We start from the raw sequence: 23,285 nt of genomic DNA, 5'->3' as shown, positions 1-23,285 counted from the left end.
TTTTCTATTTTGCTCAGAAAATATAAAAAAACTAGTATGGGCTACAAGAAAATCATTCTTGTCTACCAACACTAGAAATTATAGAGCCACAATTTTGCCGTAGGTTTCTTCTTTTTATATATTTTTTCTTATTGTTAGTAGAAAAACATTGACTTTACGCTTTTTTCTAGGTATTATATTAAATGGTATTGTTTGCCCCACGAGAGCCCCGGAAACTCAAGTGTATGTCAAACATTCGAAATTGAATTGGAGGAAAAAATCTTGCGTACAACATATATGGCTAAGACAGGCGAAACAGACCGTAAATGGTATGTAATCGATGCAACAGATGTTCCTTTGGGACGTATTTCTACTGTAGCAGCATCGATTCTTCGCGGAAAAAATAAACCAACGTATACACCTCACGTGGATACAGGTGATAATGTTATTGTAATTAATGCAGATAAAGTGAAATTAACTGGTCATAAAGCGACTGATAAAAAGTATTACCGTCATTCTCAATACCCAGGTGGTTTAACCACAACCACAGCTGGTGAAATGCGTGCTAAAAATTCTCGTCGTTTGATTGAAACTTCTGTGAAGGGTATGCTACCTAAAAACACTTTGGGCCGTGCTCAAGGCATGAAGTTACATGTTTATGGTGAAGCAACTCATCCGCATGCTGCTCAAAAACCAGAAGTATTGGACATTACAAACTTAATCTAATAGGAGGGAATTTCATTGGCACAAGCTCAATATATCGGCACTGGCCGTCGTAAAAATGCAGTTGCCCGCGTACGTTTAGTACCAGGTACTGGTCAAGTTACTGTAAATAAAAAAGATGTTGAAGAATATATTCCACATGCTGACTTGCGTGAAGTAATCAACCAACCTTTCGGCGTTACTGAAACAAATGGCACATATGATGCTTTTGTAAATGTAGACGGTGGAGGCTATGCAGGTCAAGCTGGTGCGATTCGTCATGGAATCGCTCGTGCTTTACTAGAAGTTGATCCTGATTTTCGTTTAGCTTTAAAACGCGCTGGGTTACTTACTCGTGACGCACGTATGGTTGAACGTAAAAAACCAGGTCGTAAGAAAGCACGTAAATCATCACAATTTTCAAAACGTTAATATGGGCTATATATTAGCATTTGTAACACTTTCCAAAAACTTTTGGAGAGTGTTTTTTTTATTGTTTGGGTACGTTTATGGGTATGACGTTTATTATTAAGACATTTAGGAATTTTATTAAACGCCTTTTTTGGAGGGCTATCTAATTTCCAATGGCATCTTTCAAGATGTAGGTCTATGTTTGTATGAGTTAGTTAGTGTAAAATAAGTAGTATTCACAGTAAAAAACATTAAAGGAGTAAAATAATGAAAAAGTGGGCATTATGGCAAAAGATCTTGGGAGCTATTTTAATTATCTTAATTATGTTACTTGGTGCCGGAGCTATTTATGTACACCAAAGTACGTACACACCTACTGCGTCTGCTCAACAGCAAAGTGAACAAGCGATACACGAAAAGGGCTATGATCTCTATTCAGACGGACAGACAGCGAAAATAGGAGTTATCTTTTATCCTGGAGCTTTTGTTACAGCTGAGAGTTACAGTGAGTGGGCTTTACAAGTCGCTTCTACGGGCTATAACGTTTACGTGCTACATATGCCCTTAAACTTAGCTGTTTTCTCTCAGAATGCCGCACAAACGATTATTGAAGACCATTCAGAAGAAACATTTGTCTTAGCTGGTCATTCACTTGGTGGGGTAATCGCAAGTCGCTTTACAGCAGAACATCCAAAGGAAGTAGCAGGAATGATTTTTTTAGCTAGCTATCCAGATAAAAAAGGGAATTTAGAAAATACGGATTTATCTGTTCTTTCAATTACTGCGTCCAATGATGGAGTATTAAACTTGGAAAAGTACCACGAAGCCAAAGACTATTTACCAGAGCAAACGAAATATATTGAGATAAAAGGAGGAAACCATGCAGGATTTGGTATGTATGGTGCCCAAAAAGGCGATTCTGCTGCAACGATCTCAAATAAGGCGCAACAAACAGAAATCAGTAAACATATTATTGAATGGTTAGATGAATTAGAAGAAGAGTAGACTAATTGCTTTTTACTTTGAAAGTTTCTCTAAGCTTTCTTTGGCTTTTTAAAAAAGAAAATAGTAAAAAGAAAGCGGCGGAATTTAAACCGTCGCTTTTTTTAAATATGAATGAATTTTGGTATATGAATAATTGCTGCTAGATAACGTTATTTCTTGCTTGTCAGCTTTTATTTTGAATGGCGGTTAGCCAACTATAGAAGTTGTTTTATTTAAGTAATCACTGACTTTTCCACTGTAGATTAATTGGGGTTTTAAAAAAAGAACTAAATCAGCAGGCGTTATTAAATAATTAGGTTTTTCTATTAACGTAACTCCAATTTCTTCAAGTAAGTAAGCGATAAATTGAGAACAAAAGAATGTATTTTCTCTTCCCCAGTTTTTATTGAAAGGAATACTAATGAGGCCAAAAAAATTATATCTGTATAGATATTTATTCTTTTCGAAATTCTCTAGTATTCTTTCTATATGATGTTTTTGATTTTCACTTATATCAAACTTATATATTTTACAATTTGACTGGAGAAACCAGGAGTGATAAAAGTTTTCTTTGACAAAGCCACCGTTCAAAGGATTAAAATATTCTTTTCTACCAAAACTATACACATGGCTCAAAGAAAAATCCAAAGCTATAGACGAGTGGTTGAAAGAGGTACGTGTATAGTATTGAATGCACCTAGATAAAGTAGTCTTATTATCTGTCAAAAGAAGATATATACTAGCTATGACATTTTCTCCTCTCTTTTTCTTACAATATGGACTGAGCAAAATAATTTTGTTTAGAAAACTATTGCTAAAACGCTAATATCTAATTTACCTTTATGGATAACTTTAGTCAACTACTATTTTTCTATCGTTCGTCTTTCGAATAGAAAGAAGTAGAGATTCTAGCTAGATTAAGATTTTGATAAAGAGCTGAAAAAAATGTATTTACTAAGTCATTGACAAAATTTGATTGGGCATAAATATTTTTTATTCTTTTTGACTGTAGTATTGTAAAAGCTTATCAAAAATAGTAATTGATTTAGTTAACGCTTTAAAAAATAAAACAAAGATTAGTAATGTGATCAGGCAAATAGCTATAACCTTTACCCAGCTTGGGGTTAATAAGGAACTAAAGGATATAATATTGATTAAGCACAGGGGTAGCAAAATAATTGCTGTATATAATCCTGGTACATAGCCTTTAAAAACAAGACTCAAAACATAATGTCCAAAAAAATGAAAGATAAAAACAAAATCAACAGCAAACCATAATAGATAAGTTTGATAAAGACTTGCCAATAGCGCAACAATAGTTAGAATAATGAATTCAATCAATATAGCTACTGCTCCTGATTCAGGTGACTTAAAATGATTAAAAGGTTTCAGTTTTGCATGCGAAAGTTTGGTTCTGTATTTTATTTGCCAAGGTTTTACAATGATAATCTCTTCAAGATCATGTAACATGAATAAAATTGGTAATGACCAAATGATTAACTGTAGTTGTGTATTCTCCATCACTGTTCTCCTCCTTGAAAATCGTTTCGTTTGTCACTATTATTGTAGGAGGAGAGAGATAAAAAAACAATAAAATATTTGAATCGTCACATAAAAGGTTGTTTTGTCACTATTTTAAAAGGAGGATTGGATATATGAAAAACAAAGGTAATGCTAAAGCTCAATTTTCTAAAAACTTGATTTTTCAAACGTTAATGGAACTAATGGAAAAACAACCTTTTGATAAAATCACGATACAAGATATAGCAAATACTGCGATGATTTCTAGACAAACTATCTATCGGAATTTTGGGAAAAAAACAGATATCTTAAAGATTGGCGTAGAGCAAGTAGTAGCACGGTATATGGAAAATCTTCAAATGCACACAGATCTAAGCTTTGCCAATATTGCTTACTTGCTGTTTTCTACGATGGAGGACTTTCTTCCTTTTTTGCGAGCACTTAATAAAAATCGCTTAAATTCCCTGCTGACAGACGAATTATTTCAACATATTCTTTTGATATATCCAAAAATAAAAAAAGTACTGTTTCAGCAATATGGGGAAGAGCTGGTTACGCAAGCATTATTGTTTAGTTTTGGTGGTTTTGAGAGCTTATTAAAGGATTGGTTAGTTTCAGAGGTAAGAGAAACGCCAGAAGAAATGAAAGAGAAATTTTATACGTTTATCCATTTAATGCTAGATGAGAGGAATCAAACTAGCGACATATAATCCATTTTTGTGTAAAAAAGATACTTTGTACGAATAAGACTGTGATATAAGTTAAAATAAGACAAAAATATCCGAACTATATTTAATGAGATTTGCTAATCGTCGTAAATTTGCGACGGTTAATCGCAGAAGCAATCTCACTATAGTTCGGACATTTATTATTTAGGAGCCTTAGGCCGACTAATAAGCCACTATAAAATGCGACGTTAAGTTAGTCTCTTATAATACCAGAGATCCATTGCACTATGTTCACTGTCAATTAAAGGCTGGTTTAAGCGGTCAAACCCGTATTTTTCATATAGATGCCATGCGTTAGTTAAAGTCGTGTGAGTCTCAAGATAGCATCCTTCATAGTGCTTGGCTGCGTAGTCTAAAGCAACCTCCATTAATTTTTTTGAAAGGCCTTGGCCTTGGAAATTACTATCCACATAAAGTTTTTGTAGCTCGCAAACTTTGGATATTTCTTCCAGAGGTGCGATGCCGACGCCCCCAATAATTTTATCTTGATAGTCAATAACCCAATAGCGTGCATGAGGTAATTGTTCGTAGAAAAAAGATAAATGGGCTAACTGAGGATCAAAGTATGCTGTTCCTGGCTTGTCTAAGTTAACTGAGGCCAAAGAAGTTTTAATTAACTGAGCCAATTGTTTATTGTCGGTTTCTTGTAAATTTCTTATCGTCATTGCCACACTCCTTATACTGTACTTTTCTAGTATAGTATGCAATAGGTGAATATTTGTCAATAAATACGTAAATTTACTCTAAAACTGTTTGTTTTTGTTTTAAATTTTTGTTTGTTTTTGTAAAATATAAATAAAGAGGAAAAAGTTAGGAGTAAAATAATGCTAAAAGAAGAACGTTTAGATGCAATTGTTACCTTAGTGGATCAAAAACGGGCAATTAAAGTCAATGATATTGTTGATCGACTAGGAGTTTCTGATATGACGGTTAGACGCGATTTGACTGAGCTTGAAAAAGAAGGACGCCTAAAAAGAGTACACGGCGGGGCGCAAACATTGAATGTATATCAACCAGAAGAGTTATCGCATACTGATAAACAGATTATTAATAAAAGAGAAAAGAATGAAATTGCCCAAAAGGCAGTGGAACTGATTCAAGAAGATGAAACAATTTATTTAGGTCCAGGAACAACAATTGAACTATTAGCTAAAATCATGAATTTTAATAATCTGCGTGTGGTGACCAATTGTTTGCCAGTATTTCAGACGCTAAGCGAAAAAAGAGGGAATATCAAAGTCTATTTGGTGGGCGGTGAAATGCGAAAATTAACGAAGGCCTTTTTTGGTGAGATAACGAATAAGGCGCTACAGGATATGCATTTTCACCGAGCTTTTTTTAGTTCCAATGCGGTTAAAGGAAATGCAATTATGACTGCAACCATTGAAGAAGGTCAAACGCAAACGATCGCCTTAGATAACTCAGTGGAGCGATATTTATTGGTTGATTCATCAAAAATTGAAAAAGAAGATTTTTATACTTATTATAATTTGCGAGATGTTACTGCTGTGGTGATGAATCACGATGATTACGATACTTATCAAAAGATTGAAAAAGAAGTGGACGTCATTGTTTAAAAAAGCTATTTAAAATAAATTAAAAAATTCGCTAACTTTATCAGCAGTAGTTAAAGTTAGCGAATTTTTATCTTTCTTATAAACGATACTCAGTTTTCTACTTTTTCAGCTGCATAAACAGCATTACGTTTATTCATTTCACGGCGATACCACATAAATATCAATAGATAAGCAATAAGCGCAAGAATTGCATAAATGCCAAATTCAATTTGTCCTTGCGAGGCATTACCAACGAGATAGCCTAAGAATTTTTCCGTTGGACCTTCCATAGTTGTTTGGGAGATCAATTGGTTGGCTGCAACTCCTTCAGGAAAAGCGCCAACATTTTTGGCCATATTTGTAACAAATGGAGCAACCAAGGTACCCGCCCATAAGAACACAGGTAATTCAATGGCACCGATGACGATCATACGGATTATTTTGCCTCGGGTGACCACTAGTAATGCCGGGGTAACACCCATGGCGATAATTCCGCCTAAAGGTAATAGATAATTCCCTGGTAATATTACTGCTTCTAACAACATAATTGGAGCTAAAATGTTAGCTGCTGCCCAAATTTCCGCACGCCCAGCTAAGAAGGGCCAATCAAGTCCGATATTTAAGGTGCGCCCCTTCAAGCGTTTAGAAGCAAAATCGGTAATTCCTTGAGAAAGTGGTTCAATGGAGTCAATAAACCACTGTCCAATAAGTGAGAATAGCTCTAAGCTGACAGCGGCAGTAAAGGATAATTCGAAAATTTCAGTTGGGTTTTGTCCGGCAAGTAAACCTACAAATATACCTAGGTAAATACCTATGGCAAACTTAGAACCCCAGAAACCAACTTTATTGTTTAATTTGGCCGCGTCAAAATCATATTTGTCCAACCAAGGGAATATCTTATCAAAAATCTTATCAAAAACCATGATGATGGGGTTCATCATATAATTCATATGAGTCGTGGTCATAGGGTTATTCTCTGGCGCATCTAGTAAGTCGTTGAAAGTTGGTTTCATCAAATCAGAATTAATGATTTTTAAAATACCAATGAAAATGACTAACGCTGTAGCGACCAATAAATTAGCGCCAGACCAGATGGTGAATAAACCAACAAAAGCTAAATGCCAAACGTCGAATATATCAACATCTAATGTATCTGTCTTTTTCCACACGAGCATAATAACATTTACAATAACTAAAACTAATAGAAAATAAAGCGTATAAGGTGAGCCCCAGGTAATGGTTGCCAGTGGGGCCCAGCCGACATCGGTAATGTTTAAAGAAAGCCCAGTACGTTCAACAAAATCTGCCATAGCTTGTGAGAATGAACTTGTCAGCATATCAATGATCGCGCCGATCCCGGTAATAGCAATCCCGAGTTTTAGGCCCCCTTCTAATGCACGTGAAGGTTTGACCTTAAATGCTAAGGCGATCAATGTTAAGACAATAGTCATCATGGGAGCTGCCCCTAAGTCGATCAGCGGTTGAAAAATTGTATTAGCTATTTCGATAATAGTACTCATAATGTGTCCCCTTTATCTAGTTACTTTTTATCCAGTTTTTTGATCGTGTTTTCAAGCTCTTGATAGACTGGTTCAGCCATTGTGGGAATACGATAAAGAATTGGACCTGCATCAACTACAGGAATTTCAATGTCAAAGCCAAGATCTGAATTAGCAATTTGAGTAAAGATATCATAGTGTTCTAATTTGTCTTGGTTAATGTCTTTGATCATAATAGTATCGACTTTTACTTGATAACCACGATTTTTCATTTCTTTTTCTAGTGCGCTTTTGATTTGATGGCTGGAATTTACTCCAGCTCCACATGCAGCTAAAATTCTAATCATTTGCAATTACTCCTTTAAAATTATTTTCTAAAAAATTAAATAGCTCAGCAGGATCTTCCGTATTAAAAAAAGTAACTAGTTCGTCCTTGTCGCATGAATTAATAAAATCCATAATTGCAGCTAGTAAACCAGTTTGCTCTTCACCATTTTGATTTAATATCATAAACAAAAATGAAACGTCTAATTTTTCCTCTGGTTTAATCATGTTGTGAAAGATAACTTGATTGTTCAATTTTATTGGTACAATTCCACTTGTTTTGACGAATTGACTTTCTGTATGCGGGATAGCGATATTAGGTAGTTTAAGGTCAACAGGAGCTAATGCTATACCGGTTGGATAGTTTTCTTCTCGTTCAAGCAAATTTGTCAAAAATTCTTCTGTTACACAGTCCTGCCTTAATAAATCTTGATAAACTTCCGCAAATACGTCTTCTTGTTTTACTTGGTTTGAGATATAGATACGATCTTTCGTAAATAGAGTGCCAAATGATGTCATTGGTAACCTCCTTTCGTTCAATTTAGTTTGCTAATGGTTGAATAATACCGCTTTCAATTATTATTATAAATTATTTTGTTTGGTTGTCAATAATAATCGAACATTTTCAAAATATATATGTTTACAAATGTTTGTTTATGTTTTAGTATAAGACTTGAATTAGGAAAACAAATATGAAGGAGGAAGTAGAATGAGAGTTGTAATCGGTTCAGATCAACAAGGAATGCCATTGAAGGAGACCCTCAAGTCTTATTTAGAAGAAGAAGGATATGAAGTGGTCGATAAAAGTGAACAAGCATCGGTCGATTTTGTTGAAGCAACTTTAGCAGTCGCACAAGATCTATTAAAGAATGAAGATAGTTTAGGAATTGCAATTGATGCTTACGGTGCTGGTAGTTTTATGACAGCCACGAAAGTGAAGGGAATGGTGGCAGCTGAAGTTTCAGATGAACGCTCCGCTTTTATGACACGTGAACATAATAATTGTCGTTTGATTACATTAGGTTCTGCGATTACAGGGCCAACTTTAGCGAAAAACATCGTAAAAGAATTTTTAAATGCAAGCTATGATGGTGGTAGACATCAAATTCGCGTGGACATGTTGAATAAAATGGCGTAATACTAAAAGAAAGAAGGATAAACTCATGAAAATTGCAATAGGAAATGACCATATTGTGACAGATACTAAGATCGCTGTTTCAGATTTTTTGAAAGACAAAGGATATGAAGTATTAGACGTCGGTGCTTATGACTATACGCGTACGCATTACCCGATTTATGGTAAAAAAGTTGGCGAGGCAGTGGCTAATGGAGAAGCTGATTTAGGTGTTTGTATTTGTGGTACTGGCGTAGGGATATGTAACGCTGCAAATAAGGTGCCAGGAATTCGTTCAGCTTTAGTGCGCGATATGTCGAGTGCCGTTTATGCCAAGGAAGAATTAAATGCGAATGTTATTGGGTTCGGAGGGAAAATCGCAGGTGAATTTTTGATTTGCGATACTATTGAAGCTTTTATTCAAGCAGAATACAAAGAAACAGAAGAAAATAAACAATTAATTGCCAAAATCGATCAGGTCGAAAAAAATCGTCCTGAACAAGAAGATTCGCATTTCTTTGATGAGTTTATCGAAAAGTGGAATCGTGGTGAATATTACGATTAATGGAAAATTTAAAATACCAAAAAGGGGCCTTCTTTTTTGATATGGATGGATTATTGTTTGATACTGAGACACTTTACTATGAAACACGTCATCGAATTTTAAACAAACATGGTTATCCATATACCGAAAAAGATCACGTAAATTATATTGGAAAAGGGTTTGATGATACCATTTATCGGTTACAAAAATTAGTCGATGATGAAACATTAGGTCAGAGAATTTTCGATGAATCGATGGAACTTTTTCAAGCGGAGGTAGAAAATGGGAATTTGTCTTTGAAAAGGGGTGCAGTGAATCTTTTAACAGAATTGAATAAAAATGGGGGAAATTGCTACCTTACTTCATCTTCTTCTAAAAAAATGATTATGCAAACGCTTCAAGTAGCGCGAATTGAAGAATTTTTTAGCGGAGTTATCAGTGGAGAAGAAGTTGAAAGTAACAAACCTGCGCCAGATATTTACTTGCATGCTTTAACAATAGCTCAAACAAGCAAAGAACAGGCGATAGTATTCGAAGACGCAAAAAGCGGAGTAGCGGCTGCTTCTCAAGCAGGAATCGATGTGGTCATGGTACCCGATTGGACACCACCAGACGAAGAAGATAGGAAAAAAACCGTGGCTGTAGTGCCCAATTTGCACGAAGCGGCTGCCCTTTTTCATTAAAACAACGAGGAGGCAAGGACATGATTATCTCTGTGACGATGAATCCTTCGGTTGATATTTCCTATCCTTTGGAAAATTTCAAGCTGGATACAGTGAACCGTGTCACCAATACGACAAAAACCGCCGGTGGTAAAGGATTAAATGTTGCCAGAGTCTTGCAACAAACCGGAGCGAATGTTTTAGCAAGCGGTATGATTGGCGGTCATCTGGGTGAATTTATTCAGACAGAACTAGAAAATAAAAAAATTCAGCATGATTTTTTTACGATTAATGGCCAAACGCGTAATTGTATTGCGATATTGCATGAAGGAAAACAAACGGAAATCTTAGAACAAGGACCGGTAATTTCAGAGGATGAAGCAGAAGTTTTTTTAGCATATTTTGCAGACTTAATCGAAGGAGCAGATATTTTGTCTTTTTCAGGTAGTTTGCCTGCTGGTCTGTCAGATGATTACTATGAAAAAATGATCACTTTGTGTAATGAACAAGGCAAACTCGTTGTGTTGGATAGCTCGGGTACTGTTTTGCAAAAAGTATTAGCCAGTAAAGCCAAGCCGTTATTAATTAAACCTAATATCGAAGAACTGGCTGCTTTACTCGGAAAACCAATTGAAAATAATCTAGAAAGCTTAAAACATGTTTTATCAAGCTCTTTATTCAATGGCATTGAGTGGATTGTTGTTTCCATGGGGGCAGATGGTGCATTTGCTAAACATTTCGATACATTTTATCAAGTGACGATCCCTCAAATTGATGTAATTAATCCAGTAGGGTCAGGGGACGCCACTGTTGCTGGGCTAACGCAAGCTTTAGAGATGAAACAAAATGACGAAGATGTATTAAAACACGGTAATGTATTGGGAATGCTGAACGCACAGGAAAAAAGGACTGGACATGTGAATATGCAAAATTATCAAGCATTAGTCGATCAGATTCAAGTAAAAGAAGTTTAATTAAGAAGGTGCGAAATGGTAGATAAACAAAGTTATATGAAGCAATTAAGTGACAAAAATCATATTATTAGTGCCTTAGCAATTGATCAACGAGGCGCTTTGCAAAAAATGATCAACAAGTATCAAGGTGAACCAGCAACTGCTAAACAAATTGAAAAATTTAAAGAAATTGTTTCTGCAGAACTAACACCGTATACTTCTGCGATCTTGTTGGATCCGGAATACGGGCTTCCAGCAACAAAAGTAAAAGATAAGCATGCAGGCGAATTATTAGCTTATGAACAAACGGGCTATGATACAAACGTTCCTGGCCGTTTGCCAGACCTTTTACCAACTTGGTCAGTGCAACGAATCAAAGAACAAGGAGCTGATGCTTGTAAGTTTTTGCTCTACTATGATGTGGATGAATCTGATGAAATCAATGAACAAAAGCATGTAATTGTTGAGAGAATCGGTGCCGAGTGCAAAGCAGAAGGAATCCCCTTCTTCTTGGAATTGGTTACTTATGATGCATCTGATTCTGATAATAGTACGAAAGAATTTGCTTTAAAAAAACCACATAAAGTCAATGAAGCCATGAAAGAATTTTCGAAATCTCGTTACGGTGTAGACGTGTTAAAAGTAGAGGTTCCCGTTAATATGGCTTACGTTGAAGGATATGCCGAGGAGGAAATAGCATATACTCAAGAAGAAGCTCTTGAGTATTTTAAAGAGCAAACCCAGTCGACGAAGTTACCGTTCATCTTTTTAAGTGCTGGTGTTACTGCAGATATGTTCCAGGAAACACTGCGTTTTGCTAAGCAAGCCGGGTCGGAGTTTAACGGCGTTTTATGTGGCCGCGCTACTTGGGCGGACGGTGTAGAAATATTTGCAACAAAAGGAGAAAAAGCAGCTAGACAATGGATGCAGACACAAGGCAGAAAAAATATCGAAGAATTAAATGAAGTACTACAAAAAACTGCAACACCGATGTAATTTTATTGTTAGAAAAACTCACTAGAATTTTTAATTTTTTTAAAACACTAATATTAGGAGGTAACAAATGACTAGTAAAGAAACAATTTCAAACGTTGGCTTTGCGTTAGTGGCCTATGCCGGAGATGCCAAAGCAGATTTATTTGATGCACTGAAACAAGCACGTCAAGGAAATTTTGAGCAGGCACGCGAACTTGTTGCTGAAGCCAATGAAAATATTAATGAAGCTCATAACCAGCAAACCAGTCTGTTAACTCAAGAAGCAGGCGGTGCAGAATTAGATGTGACTTTTATTATGGTACACGGACAAGATACTCTCATGACAACGATGATGCTAAAAGATGAAATCGTTTATATGATCGATCAATATGAACGTATTTTAAAATTAGAAGAAAGAGTAGAAAAGGGAGGATTATAAAAATGCCTTTATTGAATCGAGTTGAATCACTTCCAAAAGGCTTCGTTTGGGGCGGCGCTACAGCAGCTTATCAAGTTGAAGGAAATACTAAAGCCGACGGAAAAGGAAAAACAATGTGGGATGATTATCTTAAAGAGCAAGGACGTTTCTCACCAGATCCTGCGAGTGATTTTTATCATCGTTATCCTGAAGATATCCGTTTAGCCAAGGAACATGGTTTAAATGCAATTCGTGTGTCAATTGCGTGGACAAGAATTTTTCCTGATGGGCATGGTGAACCAGTTCAAGCTGGGATAGATTATTATCATAAACTTTTCAAAGAATGCATTGATAACGGTATAGAGCCATATGTAACCTTGCATCACTTTGATAGTCCAAAAACATTATTTGATGAAGGAGAGTGGCTTAATCGCCAAACGATTGGTTATTTTGTCGATTATGCGCGTTTCTGCTTTGAAGAATTCACAGAAGTTACTAACTGGTTTACGATGAATGAACCAGTACCCTTAGCTTATTCGCAGTTTATTCAAGGTAATTTTCCCCCCAATCATCATTTTGATGTGTCTAACGGGATCCAAGCACAGCATAATGAGATGCTTGCACATGCTCAAGTAGTTAATTTATATAAGGATGAATTAAATAAGTCTGGTCATATCGGAGTTATTCACAATTTAACCCCGGTTTATCCAATCTCAGATACTGCAGAAAACCGTCACGCGGCGAAGTTAAAAGATGCATTTATGAATAAGTTTGTGTTAGATGCTGCGTTTTTGGGGTACTATTCTGAAGATACAATGAGTTCGATCAATGAAATTTTAGGTATAAATGAAGCTGAATTAACAATTGAAAATGGTGATCTTGATATTATGAAGCAAGCAGCAGCACAAAATGATCACTTTGGAATCAATTATTATCAAAATGAATTTATTCAAAGTTATGAAGGTGAAAGTACTAGCCACTTTAACGGCACAGGGGAAAAAGGCACATCTACTTTTAAATTTAAAGGGGTCGGAGAATCGGTTAAAAAAGCTGGGATACCGCAAACTGATTGGGATTGGAATATTTATCCTAAAGGTCTTTACGATACCCTTAAACGTGTTTCCCATGATTATGAAAATTGCAAAACAATTTACATCACAGAAAATGGCATGGGGTATAAGGACCAAACTCCTACATCCGATGATGAAATCATCGATGATACTCCACGGATTGATTATATTGACCAGCATATGGATGCCGTGTTGAAAGCTCGTGAAGAAGGCGTAGATGTACAAGGCTATTTTGTTTGGTCTTTGCAAGACCAATTTTCATGGGCGAATGGTTACAACAAGCGTTATGGGCTATTTTATGTAGACTTTGAAACACAAAAACGTTATATCAAAAAAAGCGCATTATGGTTTAAAGAACTAGCAGCAACAATGATAAATGAATAAAAATGCTTGGGGCTGTGATAAAATTTCTAGCAAATGAATGTTTTAACCCATAGTCTCAAGTAATCTGCGAAAAACAAGGAGTGTTTTTGTTGAATAAGCTCATCAAACAATTTGAGAAATATCAAAGCACATTTGAAAAAATTTCACGCAATATTTATTTACAAGCGATTAAAGATGGTTTTCTTAACGTGATGCCGGTTATCTTATTTTCAAGTATCTTTTTACTTTTAGCTAATATTCCTGAAGTGATCGCAACCGGCTTGGGTATTGATTTTGCCTTACCACAAACATTGACAGATTGGTTTAATAAAATCTATGAATACACAATGGGGATTGTTGGATTAATGGTTGCTGGAACGACAGCAAAAAATTTAGCCGGCTCGATGAATCGAAAAATGCCAGCTGGAAAAACCATCGGTGAAACATCTGTAATGTTGGCTTCCGTCTCAGGTTTTTTATTGCTGGCTGTAAGTAAGACTAACGTGGGTAATTTTGAAGCAATCAATATGGATACACATGGGCTTTTGTCGGCTTTTGTCTCTGCTTTTTTGACTGTAAATGTATTTCGTTTTTGCATCAAACATGATATTACGATCAGCTTACCAAAAGAAGTACCAGGCACAATTTCACAAAATTTCCGCGATATTTTTGCTTTTTCGTTTTCTGTATTAGGTTGTGCATTTATTGATATTCTCGCGCGATTGGTTTTCAGCGTGCCGTTTGCGGATATTTTAACTCGGTTATTTGCGCCGTTATTTGGTGGTGTAGAATCTTACCTTGGTATGGGAATAGTATGGTTTTTGGTAGCGTTATTTTGGTTTGTCGGTGTTCATGGCCCGAGCGTTGTCAAACCGGCGATTACTGCTGCATTGATTGGAAATACGGCAGAAAATTTGGAATTATTTCAAGCTGGCGAAAGGCCTTTTCATGCATTGACAGAAAATATGGGAAATTTTCTCGGTGAAATGGGGGGAACCGGAGCAACTTTGGTTGTGCCGTTTATCTTTATGTTTGCAATGCGATCAAAACAATTAAAAGCAGTAGGGAAGGCCTCTTTTATTCCAGTCTTGTTTGCGGTGAATGAACCGTTATTGTTTGCTGCACCAATTATTTTGAACCCTTATTTTCTTGTACCTTTTTTGATTACCCCAGTGGCGAATGTTGTTATTGGTAAGTTCTTTGTCGATGTACTTAGTATGAATGGTGTCATGTATGTACTGCCATGGGCTACGCCTAGCCCATTAGGATTATTCTTAGGAACTAACTTTGATTGGTTGGCGCTAGTTTTAAGCGCTTTACTGATTGTAATCGATGTTCTGATATACTACCCATTCTGCCGTGCTTACGATAAAATGTTACTTGAAGAAGAAGCAGCTAACGCAGAAAAAATTGAAGAATCTGGCTCTGATGAAGAAAATGACAATTCAGTTGAAGCAAGCGAACAACTTACGTCTGCAACAGAAAGCGAACTAGTCGATAAGACTAAAGAACATCGTATTTTAGTTATATGTGCAGGCGCTGGAACCAGCGAGCAACTAGCGGGAGCTTTAAATGAGGCAGCGCGAAAAGAAAATGCTCCGATAACAGCTAAAGGCGCTGCCTATGGTTCGCATTATGATTTAATGCCGAACTATGATGTTGTAGTTTTAGCACCACAAGTCAAAATGTATCGTGATGATGTGCAAGAAGATGCTGATAAATATGGAGTTAAAGTGATTGTTGCAAAAGGTAAGGAATATGTTCAAATGACGCAGGCGCCAGAAGAAGCATTGAACTTTGTATTGAGTAATTTAAGTGAATAATAAGTTAAATGAAAAGTATTTGAGAAATGAAAAAACTCATTTCTCAAATACTTTTCGTTTTTGTCTTTTAGTAAATTAATAGATTAAAATAGTGATATTAATAGTAAATGTACAAATTAGTTTGTCTGGAGTAACAACTAAGTAAGACCGGGATGATAACCAGGAAAAAAAAGGTGTTTAATTACTAGTATTATTATCATTACAATGGCACAAGGAGTTACGAGCTTAGTAACAGAGTGGGTAACTATCTAGGTCTACCTAGGTAAACGCTAAGCAAAAGTTATATTTTTCAAAACTAGTTTATAAGTATTGAGATGGTATTTAACATCTTAATAAAAAACTTAGTGAAACGTAGAACAACAAGTTTTGTTGTTTGTTGTTACATAAAATGTTAATAGGGGTCTTTATAGTTACCTAGGTAACTTTCTGAATGTCAGTTTTAAAAAGATGTGTACACAGCTAAGACTTATGAACCATTTAATTTTGAAAATATGCGTTAAAAAAACAGCCACGCTTTTGCCTGCTTTTCAACTTTCTAGTTGATTATTTGTTTGCGCTTGCCATATCTCATTAAAATAATTTTCCATTTCAATGGCGTGCGTTTCGTCTGAAACGATCAAAACTACTGTGTCAAATCCGGCCAGAGTGCACTTGACTTTGGGCAGATGAACTTCATCAATCATTGCTGCTAATAACGAAGCATTATCAGGAAGTGTATGGATAATCGTTAAAAATTGGACGTGTTCAATTTTGGTAACAATATCGTTAAATAAATTAATTAATTTATCTTGTTCCTCTTCGTTTTGCTTTTGTGTAGAATCATATAACGTGAATTTTGGTCTACCACTTTCATCAATTGTTTTGATTATTTTTAAATCACGTATATCTCTAGATATTGTTGCTTGAGCAATCGCAATGTCTTCTTTTTGTAACCGCTTCAATAATTCTTCTTGTGTACGGATCGTATATTGAGTAATTATTTGCTTGATTAATGTTTGCCGTTCATTTTTATGCAATTTATTCACCCCTGCATGTATTTTAATTCATATTGATTATAGCAGAAATATAAGTAAAGTGCTAACTAATGAGAATCTTTTGCGCTGCTTCATTTTTTTCGTAAAAAAGATAAAAAAAGAAATAAAAAGAAGAAAATCCACGTTTTTTCCCATTTTAATAAGGAAAAATAAACGTTTTCTTTTTTTCTTGAACAGTCTTTCTTTAAAAAAGAGCGCACGAAAGACACGGGTAAAAATACACCGTGTTTTTTTATGATGGCGAGAGTTACGCCGCGGGTCGTTTTTCTTGGGCTAAGGCGCGTTTTTTCTTCGCTAACATCAAGCAAAATGTGGTGGTCACATGCAATTTCATTTTCGCTAAGCCCCGTATCCGATGATCTTCAAAGAGATAATCGCGGTCGATCCGGCCGTTAACCCGTTCCACGGCGGAGCGCTCGTTATAATAACGTTGAAATTTTTTCGAATCCCGCCCGATCAAGTTAAAGACCCGTGGATCTTCGGCGCGTGGAATCGAAACCCGATGAATCCCCGCCCCATTTTTCGGATGCGTTTCATAACGAAGGGTGTCCGAAGCGGCATGATACCCCTTGTATTGCGCTCGGATAAGCTTTCCTCGATGGCTCACATAATAAACTTCACCTTTATAAGTATAAACGAAGTCGGTATCTTGATATTGTCGGGTGCTTTCTCCTTGCCAATGATTTACGATATCGATGATCGGCTTCATCCCTCGATCTTCAATGATCTCGCGTAATTTTCCTCCGTCATAGCCTTTATCTGCGGATAAATGGTCGCAACGTTCCGCCAGCCAGGAAGGCATTTGGGCCACCATTTCCTTAGCCACCGTTTTTTCCCCATTCGCCGCGGGTGTTACTCGAAATAAAAGGGGCAACTCATATCTGGCATCGGCGATTAGATGCACGCGATAACCATAAAACCAAGCGGATTTTGTTTGGATTTTCCCTTCTTTTGTCGTAGAGGTATAAGACTTTTGGGTATAATTGGCATCGTGATCTCGGCGCCCCTCGCATTTTTTCTTTTTTGGCGGTCTTTGGGCATAGGCTTCAATAATTTTGCCATCCAAAGCTAAGCTTTCGCCGAGGTCGGAGAGCGCTTCTTGTAGCTCCTCGGTCATATGGGCAAATAGGGCGTCGAGCAGGTCTTGAACATCGATCAGTCGCCTTTGAAATCGTGTGAAAGCTGAAGGACTAGGAGCTAAACTTTTGCGGCCGTTTTTTCGATTGTAGCGTGGTTCAAGATGACAAGCATGACGTAAAAAAGGATTCCGCTCAAGTTCATTGATTAACTCCGTGGGCCCTTGATGATGGAAGACAAACATCGCAATCCAGCAGCGAAACATCGCGTCGTTCGGCCAATCATCGCGTCCGCTCGCACGTCGGTCATCTAATTCCTGGATCAAGTGCTGGTAAGGGATCTGATTTAATAGAGCTTCAAACTCTTGAAGCGGTCCGCAATCAAAATCTTCAAATAAGTTGATATTGTATGGTACAATAGTTTCAGAATTCATAAGAAAAGCCTCCTATTTAGTTTTGTCGTTACTACTATTATAGTGGAAATCGCTCGATTTGTCGGCTTTTCTTATGATTCTTTTTTCTATTTTCATTTATACCGTGAAATTCTAAAAAAATAGAAATCGGAAAGGCCAAATCCTCATTTCATAGGGTTTTACCTTCCGATTTCTTTTTTATTACAATCGTTAATCCTTGTAAGACAAGGACTTTCAACATCGCGATTTATTCAATGACGAATCTTTTGCGCTGCTTCATTTTTTTCGTAAAAAAGATAAAAAAAGAAATAAAAAGAAGAAAATCCACGTTTTTTCCCATTTTAATAAGGAAAAATAAACGTTTTCTTTTTTTCTTGAACAGTCTTTCTTTAAAAAAGAGCGCACGAAAGACACGGGTAAAAATACACCGTGTTTTTTTATGATGGCGAGAGTTACGCCGCGGGTCGTTTTTCTTGGGCTAAGGCGCGTTTTTTCTTCGCTAACATCAAGCAAAATGTGGTGGTCACATGCAATTTCATTTTCGCTAAGCCCCGTATCCGATGATCTTCAAAGAGATAATCGCGGTCGATCCGGCCGTTAACCCGTTCCACGGCGGAGCGCTCGTTATAATAACGTTGAAATTTTTTCGAATCCCGCCCGATCAAGTTAAAGACCCGTGGATCTTCGGCGCGTGGAATCGAAACCCGATGAATCCCCGCCCCATTTTTCGGATGCGTTTCATAACGAAGGGTGTCCGAAGCGGCATGATACCCCTTGTATTGCGCTCGGATAAGCTTTCCTCGATGGCTCACATAATAAACTTCACCTTTATAAGTATAAACGAAGTCGGTATCTTGATATTGTCGGGTGCTTTCTCCTTGCCAATGATTTACGATATCGATGATCGGCTTCATCCCTCGATCTTCAATGATCTCGCGTAATTTTCCTCCGTCATAGCCTTTATCTGCGGATAAATGGTCGCAACGTTCCGCCAGCCAGGAAGGCATTTGGGCCACCATTTCCTTAGCCACCGTTTTTTCCCCATTCGCCGCGGGTGTTACTCGAAATAAAAGGGGCAACTCATATCTGGCATCGGCGATTAGATGCACGCGATAACCATAAAACCAAGCGGATTTTGTTTGGATTTTCCCTTCTTTTGTCGTAGAGGTATAAGACTTTTGGGTATAATTGGCATCGTGATCTCGGCGCCCCTCGCATTTTTTCTTTTTTGGCGGTCTTTGGGCATAGGCTTCAATAATTTTGCCATCCAAAGCTAAGCTTTCGCCGAGGTCGGAGAGCGCTTCTTGTAGCTCCTCGGTCATATGGGCAAATAGGGCGTCGAGCAGGTCTTGAACATCGATCAGTCGCCTTTGAAATCGTGTGAAAGCTGAAGGACTAGGAGCTAAACTTTTGCGGCCGTTTTTTCGATTGTAGCGTGGTTCAAGATGACAAGCATGACGTAAAAAAGGATTCCGCTCAAGTTCATTGATTAACTCCGTGGGCCCTTGATGATGGAAGACAAACATCGCAATCCAGCAGCGAAACATCGCGTCGTTCGGCCAATCATCGCGTCCGCTCGCACGTCGGTCATCTAATTCCTGGATCAAGTGCTGGTAAGGGATCTGATTTAATAGAGCTTCAAACTCTTGAAGCGGTCCGCAATCAAAATCTTCAAATAAGTTGATATTGTATGGTACAATAGTTTCAGAATTCATAAGAAAAGCCTCCTATTTAGTTTTGTCGTTACTACTATTATAGTGGAAATCGCTCGATTTGTCGGCTTTTCTTATGATTCTTTTTTCTATTTTCATTTATACCGTGAAATTCTAAAAAAATAGAAATCGGAAAGGCCAAATCCTCATTTCATAGGGTTTTACCTTCCGATTTCTTTTTTATTACAATCGTTAATCCTTGTAAGACAAGGACTTTCAACATCGCGATTTATTCAATGACTTTTTGTCATAAAGTATGGAATAAATATTGTCTGAAATATTCATTTACCATACGAGCGTCTTCTTTATTTTTTGAAAGAATTAAAATAGTATCATCACCAGCTATACAGCCAACGATCTTACTGCTATTTTCTACCCGAACTCTATCAATTAGTACTCCAATTGCATTACCGTTTCCTGGGAGTACGGTTAATAAATTAGTAAATTCTATCTGGGTTAAAGAGACACCGGTTTCAATGATGATATCGCTTAATCGTTCTTCTTGTGTCTTTTTCATTCCCAGAACGGAATTATTTAGTATTCGGTAATATGATTTTCCACTTTCATCTTCTACCTTTGCAATGTTTAATTCTCGTATGTCACGAGAGATTGTAGCTTGTGTAGTGGAGACATTCTCTTTTTTAAGTAAATCTAACAATTTTTTCTGAGTAGTGATTTCGTTTTCAGTAACGACTTTCTTTATAATAGCTTGTCGCTGTGAGCGTTTCAATTTTTTTACCACCTTTTGGTTAAATTTTACCAAGTATGTTTACTATCTCATTATATTATAACAATTATTGCGTACTTTTTCTTTACATTTTATTTTAAGTTTTCTCAAAAGGTAAAAATGTTTAATTGTTTATTTGTGTAAAAAAACACAATCCTTATAGAGTGAGTAATAAAAAAATTATGAATAAAAGGAAAAAAATAATGGTAAATATACAACAAATATTTGCTATTTTCAAAGAAAGCGCATTCTTTTCGGGCGAAAGTATACGGATAATTGAATAATGTTGTATACTCTTCTTTCTTTTTGATGGATACTTCACAATATTAGACTAAAAATTTGCTATTCTTAATTTGCAAGATAAATAAAGGAGGATTTACACTATGAGTAAGCCAATTAATGTTTTTTCAGAAATAGGGAAGCTTGAAACAGTAATGCTTCATCGACCTGGAAAAGAATTGGAAAATTTGATGCCTGATTATCTAGAAAGATTGTTGTTTGATGATATTCCATTTCTAGAGCAAGCACAAAAAGAACATGATCATTTTGCGAAAGTATTACGTGAAAAAGGAGTAGAGGTCGTTTACTTAGAAGATTTGGCAGCGGAATCATTAGTAAATGAAGAAATACGGATACAATTTATCGATCAATATTTGGACGAAGCAGGGATTCGTGGCCATGCGGTAAAAGAAAAAGTAAAAGAAATGCTAGTTGGGATTAAAGATAACCGCAAACTAATCGATAAGACGATTGCTGGCATTCAAAAAGTTGAAATGCCAGAGTACAAAGTTGAAGGTTTGACAGATATGATAGAAAGTGACTATTCATTTATCATTGATCCGATGCCTAACTTATATTTTACTCGAGATAATTTTGCTACAATGGGTAATGGGGTTTCTTTAAATCATATGTATTCGGTAACAAGACAAAGAGAAACGATATATGGTCAATATATATTTGATTACCATCCACGTTTTGCTGGACAAGAAGTTCCTAAGGTTTATGACCGCAATGATACAACTCGAATTGAAGGCGGTGACGAGTTAGTACTTTCTAAAGATGTATTAGCTGTCGGTATTTCACAGCGGACGGATGCGGCATCTATTGAAAAATTAGCAAAAAACATTTTTGAACAAGAACTAGGTTTCAATTGTGTATTAGCTTTTAACATTGGTGAATATCGGAAATTTATGCATTTGGATACCGTTTTTACAATGATTGACTATGACAAATTCACGATTCATCCTGAGATTGAAGGCGCTTTAGAAGTTTATTCTATTACGCCTAAAGAAAATGGTGAACTAAATATTACTCGAGAGGAAGATACGCTAGAACGTATTTTAGCGAAGTATTTAAATCGTGATTCTGTACAATTGATTCGTTGTGGAGATGGGAACATTACAGCTGCTGCAAGAGAACAATGGAATGATGGATCAAATACGCTAACGATTGCCCCCGGCGAAGTTGTTGTATACGATCGTAATACAGTAACTAACAAAGCATTAGAAAGAGCAGGAGTAAAATTAAATTATATTCCTGGTAGTGAATTAGTACGTGGACGTGGTGGACCTCGTTGTATGAGTATGCCGTTATATCGTGAAGATCTTACAAAATAGAGAATAGGAGAGATTACAATGACATCAGTATTTCAAGGACGTAGTTTATTAGCTGAAAAAGATTTTACTCGTGGGGAGTTAGAATATCTTATTGATCTTAGTTTACATCTAAAAGATTTGAAAAAAAGAGGTGTACCGCATCATTATTTAGAAGGTAAAAATATTGCACTATTGTTTGAAAAAAATTCAACAAGAACACGTTCTGCATTTACCACAGCAGCTATTGACTTAGGTGCTCATCCCGAATTTTTAGGCGCAAATGATATTCAATTAGGGAAAAAAGAATCTGTTGAAGATACTGCAATTGTATTAGGTAGTATGTTTGATGGGATTGAATTTCGTGGGTTTAGCCAGGAAACAGTAGAAGAGTTAGCGGAGTATTCTGGCGTTCCTGTATGGAATGGACTAACTGACCAATGGCATCCTACTCAAATGATTGCTGACTTTATGACTGTTAAAGAAGCTTTTGGACATTTAGAAGACATTACGTTAGTTTATGTCGGCGATGGTCGTAATAATATGGCAAACAGTCTTTTAGTAACCGGAGCGATCTTAGGTGTGAACGTACGGATTTGCGCGCCAAAAGAATTGTCGCCTACCCAAGAAGTAGTTGATTACGCTGAAAAATTTGCCAAAGAATCTGGGGCTCAGTTAATGGTAACTGATGATGTAGAAAAAGGCGTTAAGGATGCTAATGTCTTATACACCGACGTTTGGGTATCAATGGGGGAAGAAGATAAGTTTGAAGAGCGCGTTAATTTGTTGAAACCATACCAAATTAATATGGACATGGTTAAAAAGACAGGAAACCAAGATGATAATTTAATTATTCTGCATTGTTTACCTGCTTTTCATGATACTAAAACGCAATATGGAAAAATGGTTTCTGAAAAATTTGGAATCGACGAAATGGAAATTACTGACGAAGCATTTAGAAGTAAACATGCGCGTCAATTTGAAGAAGCAGAAAATAGAATGCATTCAATTAAAGCCATTATGGCAGCAACATTGGGTAATTTGTTTATTCCACGTGTGTAAACTAAGTAGGTGATTTTTCTGTTATGATGGAAAAAGATAGTTT

At 36.5% G+C, this 23,285-nt stretch carries 25 protein-coding genes; 15 read left to right on the top strand and 10 right to left on the bottom strand.

Annotated features, from left to right (window positions below; genetic code table 11):
* The first annotated feature begins 258 nt into the window (after nucleotides 1-258).
* From rplM to C7K43_RS09035, 3 genes are all read left to right on the top strand, one after another.
* Nucleotides 259-705 (top strand): 50S ribosomal protein L13, encoded by a 447-nt coding sequence (gene rplM, locus C7K43_RS09045; protein WP_307723696.1) that lies wholly within the window; start codon nucleotides 259-261, stop codon nucleotides 703-705.
* Nucleotides 706-720: 15 nt separating this feature from the next.
* Nucleotides 721-1,113, top strand: a complete 393-nt coding sequence (gene rpsI / locus C7K43_RS09040) for a 30S ribosomal protein S9 (protein WP_124006541.1) — start codon at nucleotides 721-723, stop codon at nucleotides 1,111-1,113.
* 246 nt (nucleotides 1,114-1,359) lie between these two features.
* Nucleotides 1,360-2,097 (top strand): alpha/beta hydrolase, encoded by a 738-nt coding sequence (locus tag C7K43_RS09035; RefSeq protein WP_124006540.1) that lies wholly within the window; start codon nucleotides 1,360-1,362, stop codon nucleotides 2,095-2,097.
* 186 nt (nucleotides 2,098-2,283) lie between these two features.
* Here C7K43_RS09035 and C7K43_RS09030 read toward each other — a convergent pair whose 3' ends face one another.
* Together C7K43_RS09030 and C7K43_RS09025 are read right to left on the bottom strand one after the other, a co-directional pair.
* Complete coding sequence (locus tag C7K43_RS09030) at nucleotides 2,284-2,802, bottom strand: hypothetical protein (RefSeq protein ID WP_147061468.1); 519 nt, start codon at nucleotides 2,800-2,802, stop codon at nucleotides 2,284-2,286.
* A 267-nt stretch (nucleotides 2,803-3,069) separates the two neighbouring features.
* Nucleotides 3,070-3,597, bottom strand: coding sequence for an HXXEE domain-containing protein (locus tag C7K43_RS09025; protein WP_124006538.1), 528 nt, complete (start codon nucleotides 3,595-3,597; stop codon nucleotides 3,070-3,072).
* A 134-nt stretch (nucleotides 3,598-3,731) separates the two neighbouring features.
* On the opposite strand from C7K43_RS09025, the gene C7K43_RS09020 reads away from it, so the two are divergent.
* Entirely contained in the window at nucleotides 3,732-4,307 is a 576-nt protein-coding gene (locus C7K43_RS09020) for a TetR/AcrR family transcriptional regulator (RefSeq protein ID WP_124006537.1), read from the top strand.
* A 206-nt stretch (nucleotides 4,308-4,513) separates the two neighbouring features.
* Here the strand turns inward: C7K43_RS09020 and C7K43_RS09015 are convergent, their stop codons facing one another.
* Nucleotides 4,514-4,990 (bottom strand): GNAT family N-acetyltransferase, encoded by a 477-nt coding sequence (locus tag C7K43_RS09015; RefSeq protein WP_124006536.1) that lies wholly within the window; start codon nucleotides 4,988-4,990, stop codon nucleotides 4,514-4,516.
* A 159-nt stretch (nucleotides 4,991-5,149) separates the two neighbouring features.
* Here C7K43_RS09015 and C7K43_RS09010 point away from each other — a divergent pair, with 159 nt between their 5' ends.
* Nucleotides 5,150-5,902, top strand: a complete 753-nt coding sequence (locus C7K43_RS09010) for a DeoR/GlpR family DNA-binding transcription regulator (RefSeq protein WP_124006535.1) — start codon at nucleotides 5,150-5,152, stop codon at nucleotides 5,900-5,902.
* A gap of 89 nt (nucleotides 5,903-5,991) precedes the next feature.
* On the opposite strand, the gene C7K43_RS09005 is transcribed toward C7K43_RS09010, so the two are convergent.
* From C7K43_RS09005 to C7K43_RS08995, 3 genes are read right to left on the bottom strand one after another with little or no spacing between them, the layout of a single operon-like run.
* Nucleotides 5,992-7,401 (bottom strand): PTS galactitol transporter subunit IIC, encoded by a 1,410-nt coding sequence (locus tag C7K43_RS09005; RefSeq protein WP_124006534.1) that lies wholly within the window; start codon nucleotides 7,399-7,401, stop codon nucleotides 5,992-5,994.
* 20 nt (nucleotides 7,402-7,421) lie between these two features.
* Entirely contained in the window at nucleotides 7,422-7,727 is a 306-nt protein-coding gene (locus C7K43_RS09000) for a PTS sugar transporter subunit IIB (RefSeq protein WP_124006533.1), read from the bottom strand.
* Nucleotides 7,720-8,223 (bottom strand): PTS sugar transporter subunit IIA, encoded by a 504-nt coding sequence (locus C7K43_RS08995; protein ID WP_124006532.1) that lies wholly within the window; start codon nucleotides 8,221-8,223, stop codon nucleotides 7,720-7,722. The genes C7K43_RS09000 and C7K43_RS08995 overlap by 8 nt, the downstream gene beginning before the upstream one ends.
* Before the next feature lie 190 nt (nucleotides 8,224-8,413).
* On the opposite strand from C7K43_RS08995, the gene lacA reads away from it, so the two are divergent.
* The 8 genes from lacA to C7K43_RS08955 all read left to right on the top strand — a co-directional run bounded on the left by lacA (nucleotide 8,414) and on the right by C7K43_RS08955 (nucleotide 15,626).
* Entirely contained in the window at nucleotides 8,414-8,842 is a 429-nt protein-coding gene (gene lacA / locus C7K43_RS08990; RefSeq protein ID WP_124006531.1) for a galactose-6-phosphate isomerase subunit LacA, read from the top strand.
* 25 nt (nucleotides 8,843-8,867) lie between these two features.
* Nucleotides 8,868-9,383, top strand: a complete 516-nt coding sequence (gene lacB / locus C7K43_RS08985) for a galactose-6-phosphate isomerase subunit LacB (protein WP_124006530.1) — start codon at nucleotides 8,868-8,870, stop codon at nucleotides 9,381-9,383.
* Nucleotides 9,383-10,045: an HAD family hydrolase gene (locus C7K43_RS08980; protein WP_124006529.1), complete on the top strand. Its 663-nt coding sequence runs from the start codon at nucleotides 9,383-9,385 to the stop codon at nucleotides 10,043-10,045. Before lacB ends, C7K43_RS08980 begins: the two co-directional genes overlap by 1 nt.
* 20 nt (nucleotides 10,046-10,065) lie before the next feature.
* Nucleotides 10,066-10,998, top strand: coding sequence for a tagatose-6-phosphate kinase (locus tag C7K43_RS08975; protein ID WP_124006528.1), 933 nt, complete (start codon nucleotides 10,066-10,068; stop codon nucleotides 10,996-10,998).
* A 15-nt stretch (nucleotides 10,999-11,013) separates the two neighbouring features.
* A complete protein-coding gene (gene lacD / locus C7K43_RS08970; protein ID WP_124006527.1) occupies nucleotides 11,014-11,973 on the top strand; it encodes a tagatose-bisphosphate aldolase in 960 nt (319 codons plus the stop codon).
* A gap of 67 nt (nucleotides 11,974-12,040) precedes the next feature.
* Nucleotides 12,041-12,391 (top strand): PTS lactose/cellobiose transporter subunit IIA, encoded by a 351-nt coding sequence (locus C7K43_RS08965; RefSeq protein ID WP_124006526.1) that lies wholly within the window; start codon nucleotides 12,041-12,043, stop codon nucleotides 12,389-12,391.
* Between the two features lie 2 nt (nucleotides 12,392-12,393).
* A complete protein-coding gene (lacG, locus tag C7K43_RS08960; protein ID WP_124006525.1) occupies nucleotides 12,394-13,824 on the top strand; it encodes a 6-phospho-beta-galactosidase in 1,431 nt (476 codons plus the stop codon).
* Nucleotides 13,825-13,913: 89 nt separating this feature from the next.
* Nucleotides 13,914-15,626 carry a PTS transporter subunit EIIC gene (locus C7K43_RS08955; protein ID WP_124006524.1) on the top strand — a complete coding sequence of 571 codons (1,713 nt, stop codon included), beginning with the start codon at nucleotides 13,914-13,916 and terminating at the stop codon, nucleotides 15,624-15,626.
* A gap of 527 nt (nucleotides 15,627-16,153) precedes the next feature.
* Here C7K43_RS08955 and C7K43_RS08950 read toward each other — a convergent pair.
* The 4 genes from C7K43_RS08950 to C7K43_RS08935 all read right to left on the bottom strand — a co-directional run bounded on the left by C7K43_RS08950 (nucleotide 16,154) and on the right by C7K43_RS08935 (nucleotide 20,591).
* Entirely contained in the window at nucleotides 16,154-16,642 is a 489-nt protein-coding gene (locus C7K43_RS08950; protein ID WP_124006523.1) for an arginine repressor, read from the bottom strand.
* A 265-nt stretch (nucleotides 16,643-16,907) separates the two neighbouring features.
* A complete protein-coding gene (locus C7K43_RS08945; protein ID WP_124006522.1) occupies nucleotides 16,908-18,170 on the bottom strand; it encodes a transposase in 1,263 nt (420 codons plus the stop codon).
* 431 nt (nucleotides 18,171-18,601) lie between these two features.
* Complete coding sequence (locus C7K43_RS08940; RefSeq protein WP_124006522.1) at nucleotides 18,602-19,864, bottom strand: transposase; 1,263 nt, start codon at nucleotides 19,862-19,864, stop codon at nucleotides 18,602-18,604.
* Between the two features lie 244 nt (nucleotides 19,865-20,108).
* Nucleotides 20,109-20,591, bottom strand: coding sequence for an arginine repressor (locus C7K43_RS08935; protein WP_124006521.1), 483 nt, complete (start codon nucleotides 20,589-20,591; stop codon nucleotides 20,109-20,111).
* Between the two features lie 380 nt (nucleotides 20,592-20,971).
* On the opposite strand from C7K43_RS08935, the gene arcA reads away from it, so the two are divergent.
* Both arcA and argF read left to right on the top strand, forming a co-directional pair.
* Complete coding sequence (gene arcA, locus C7K43_RS13270) at nucleotides 20,972-22,204, top strand: arginine deiminase (protein WP_168712000.1); 1,233 nt, start codon at nucleotides 20,972-20,974, stop codon at nucleotides 22,202-22,204.
* An 18-nt stretch (nucleotides 22,205-22,222) separates the two neighbouring features.
* Nucleotides 22,223-23,242 carry an ornithine carbamoyltransferase gene (gene argF / locus C7K43_RS13265; RefSeq protein WP_168711999.1) on the top strand — a complete coding sequence of 340 codons (1,020 nt, stop codon included), beginning with the start codon at nucleotides 22,223-22,225 and terminating at the stop codon, nucleotides 23,240-23,242.
* Nucleotides 23,243-23,285 lie beyond the last annotated feature (43 nt).

Source organism: Tetragenococcus koreensis, assembly GCF_003795145.1.
Classification (GTDB): Bacteria; Bacillota; Bacilli; order Lactobacillales; family Enterococcaceae; genus Tetragenococcus; species Tetragenococcus koreensis.
Note: the sequence above shows the minus strand (reverse complement) of the source record. Positions and strands in the feature narration are given on the sequence as shown.

Bases quoted from the DNA above. Each gene is read 5' to 3' on its own strand.
- lacD (WP_124006527.1), top strand. From the start codon at position 11,014: ATGGTAGATAAACAAAGTTATATGAAGCAATTAAGTGACAAAAATCAT.
- C7K43_RS09020 (WP_124006537.1), top strand. From the start codon at position 3,732: ATGAAAAACAAAGGTAATGCTAAAGCTCAATTTTCTAAAAACTTGATT.
- C7K43_RS08965 (WP_124006526.1), top strand. From the start codon at position 12,041: ATGACTAGTAAAGAAACAATTTCAAACGTTGGCTTTGCGTTAGTGGCC.
- C7K43_RS09025 (WP_124006538.1), bottom strand. From the start codon at position 3,597: ATGGAGAATACACAACTACAGTTAATCATTTGGTCATTACCAATTTTA.
- C7K43_RS09010 (WP_124006535.1), top strand. From the start codon at position 5,150: ATGCTAAAAGAAGAACGTTTAGATGCAATTGTTACCTTAGTGGATCAA.
- lacA (WP_124006531.1), top strand. From the start codon at position 8,414: ATGAGAGTTGTAATCGGTTCAGATCAACAAGGAATGCCATTGAAGGAG.
- argF (WP_168711999.1), top strand. From the start codon at position 22,223: ATGACATCAGTATTTCAAGGACGTAGTTTATTAGCTGAAAAAGATTTT.
- C7K43_RS09015 (WP_124006536.1), bottom strand. From the start codon at position 4,990: ATGACGATAAGAAATTTACAAGAAACCGACAATAAACAATTGGCTCAG.
- C7K43_RS08980 (WP_124006529.1), top strand. From the start codon at position 9,383: ATGGAAAATTTAAAATACCAAAAAGGGGCCTTCTTTTTTGATATGGAT.
- C7K43_RS08945 (WP_124006522.1), bottom strand. From the start codon at position 18,170: ATGAATTCTGAAACTATTGTACCATACAATATCAACTTATTTGAAGAT.
- C7K43_RS08975 (WP_124006528.1), top strand. From the start codon at position 10,066: ATGATTATCTCTGTGACGATGAATCCTTCGGTTGATATTTCCTATCCT.
- C7K43_RS09035 (WP_124006540.1), top strand. From the start codon at position 1,360: ATGAAAAAGTGGGCATTATGGCAAAAGATCTTGGGAGCTATTTTAATT.
- arcA (WP_168712000.1), top strand. From the start codon at position 20,972: ATGAGTAAGCCAATTAATGTTTTTTCAGAAATAGGGAAGCTTGAAACA.
- C7K43_RS09000 (WP_124006533.1), bottom strand. From the start codon at position 7,727: ATGATTAGAATTTTAGCTGCATGTGGAGCTGGAGTAAATTCCAGCCAT.
- lacB (WP_124006530.1), top strand. From the start codon at position 8,868: ATGAAAATTGCAATAGGAAATGACCATATTGTGACAGATACTAAGATC.
- C7K43_RS09005 (WP_124006534.1), bottom strand. From the start codon at position 7,401: ATGAGTACTATTATCGAAATAGCTAATACAATTTTTCAACCGCTGATC.
- C7K43_RS08995 (WP_124006532.1), bottom strand. From the start codon at position 8,223: ATGACATCATTTGGCACTCTATTTACGAAAGATCGTATCTATATCTCA.
- lacG (WP_124006525.1), top strand. From the start codon at position 12,394: ATGCCTTTATTGAATCGAGTTGAATCACTTCCAAAAGGCTTCGTTTGG.
- C7K43_RS08940 (WP_124006522.1), bottom strand. From the start codon at position 19,864: ATGAATTCTGAAACTATTGTACCATACAATATCAACTTATTTGAAGAT.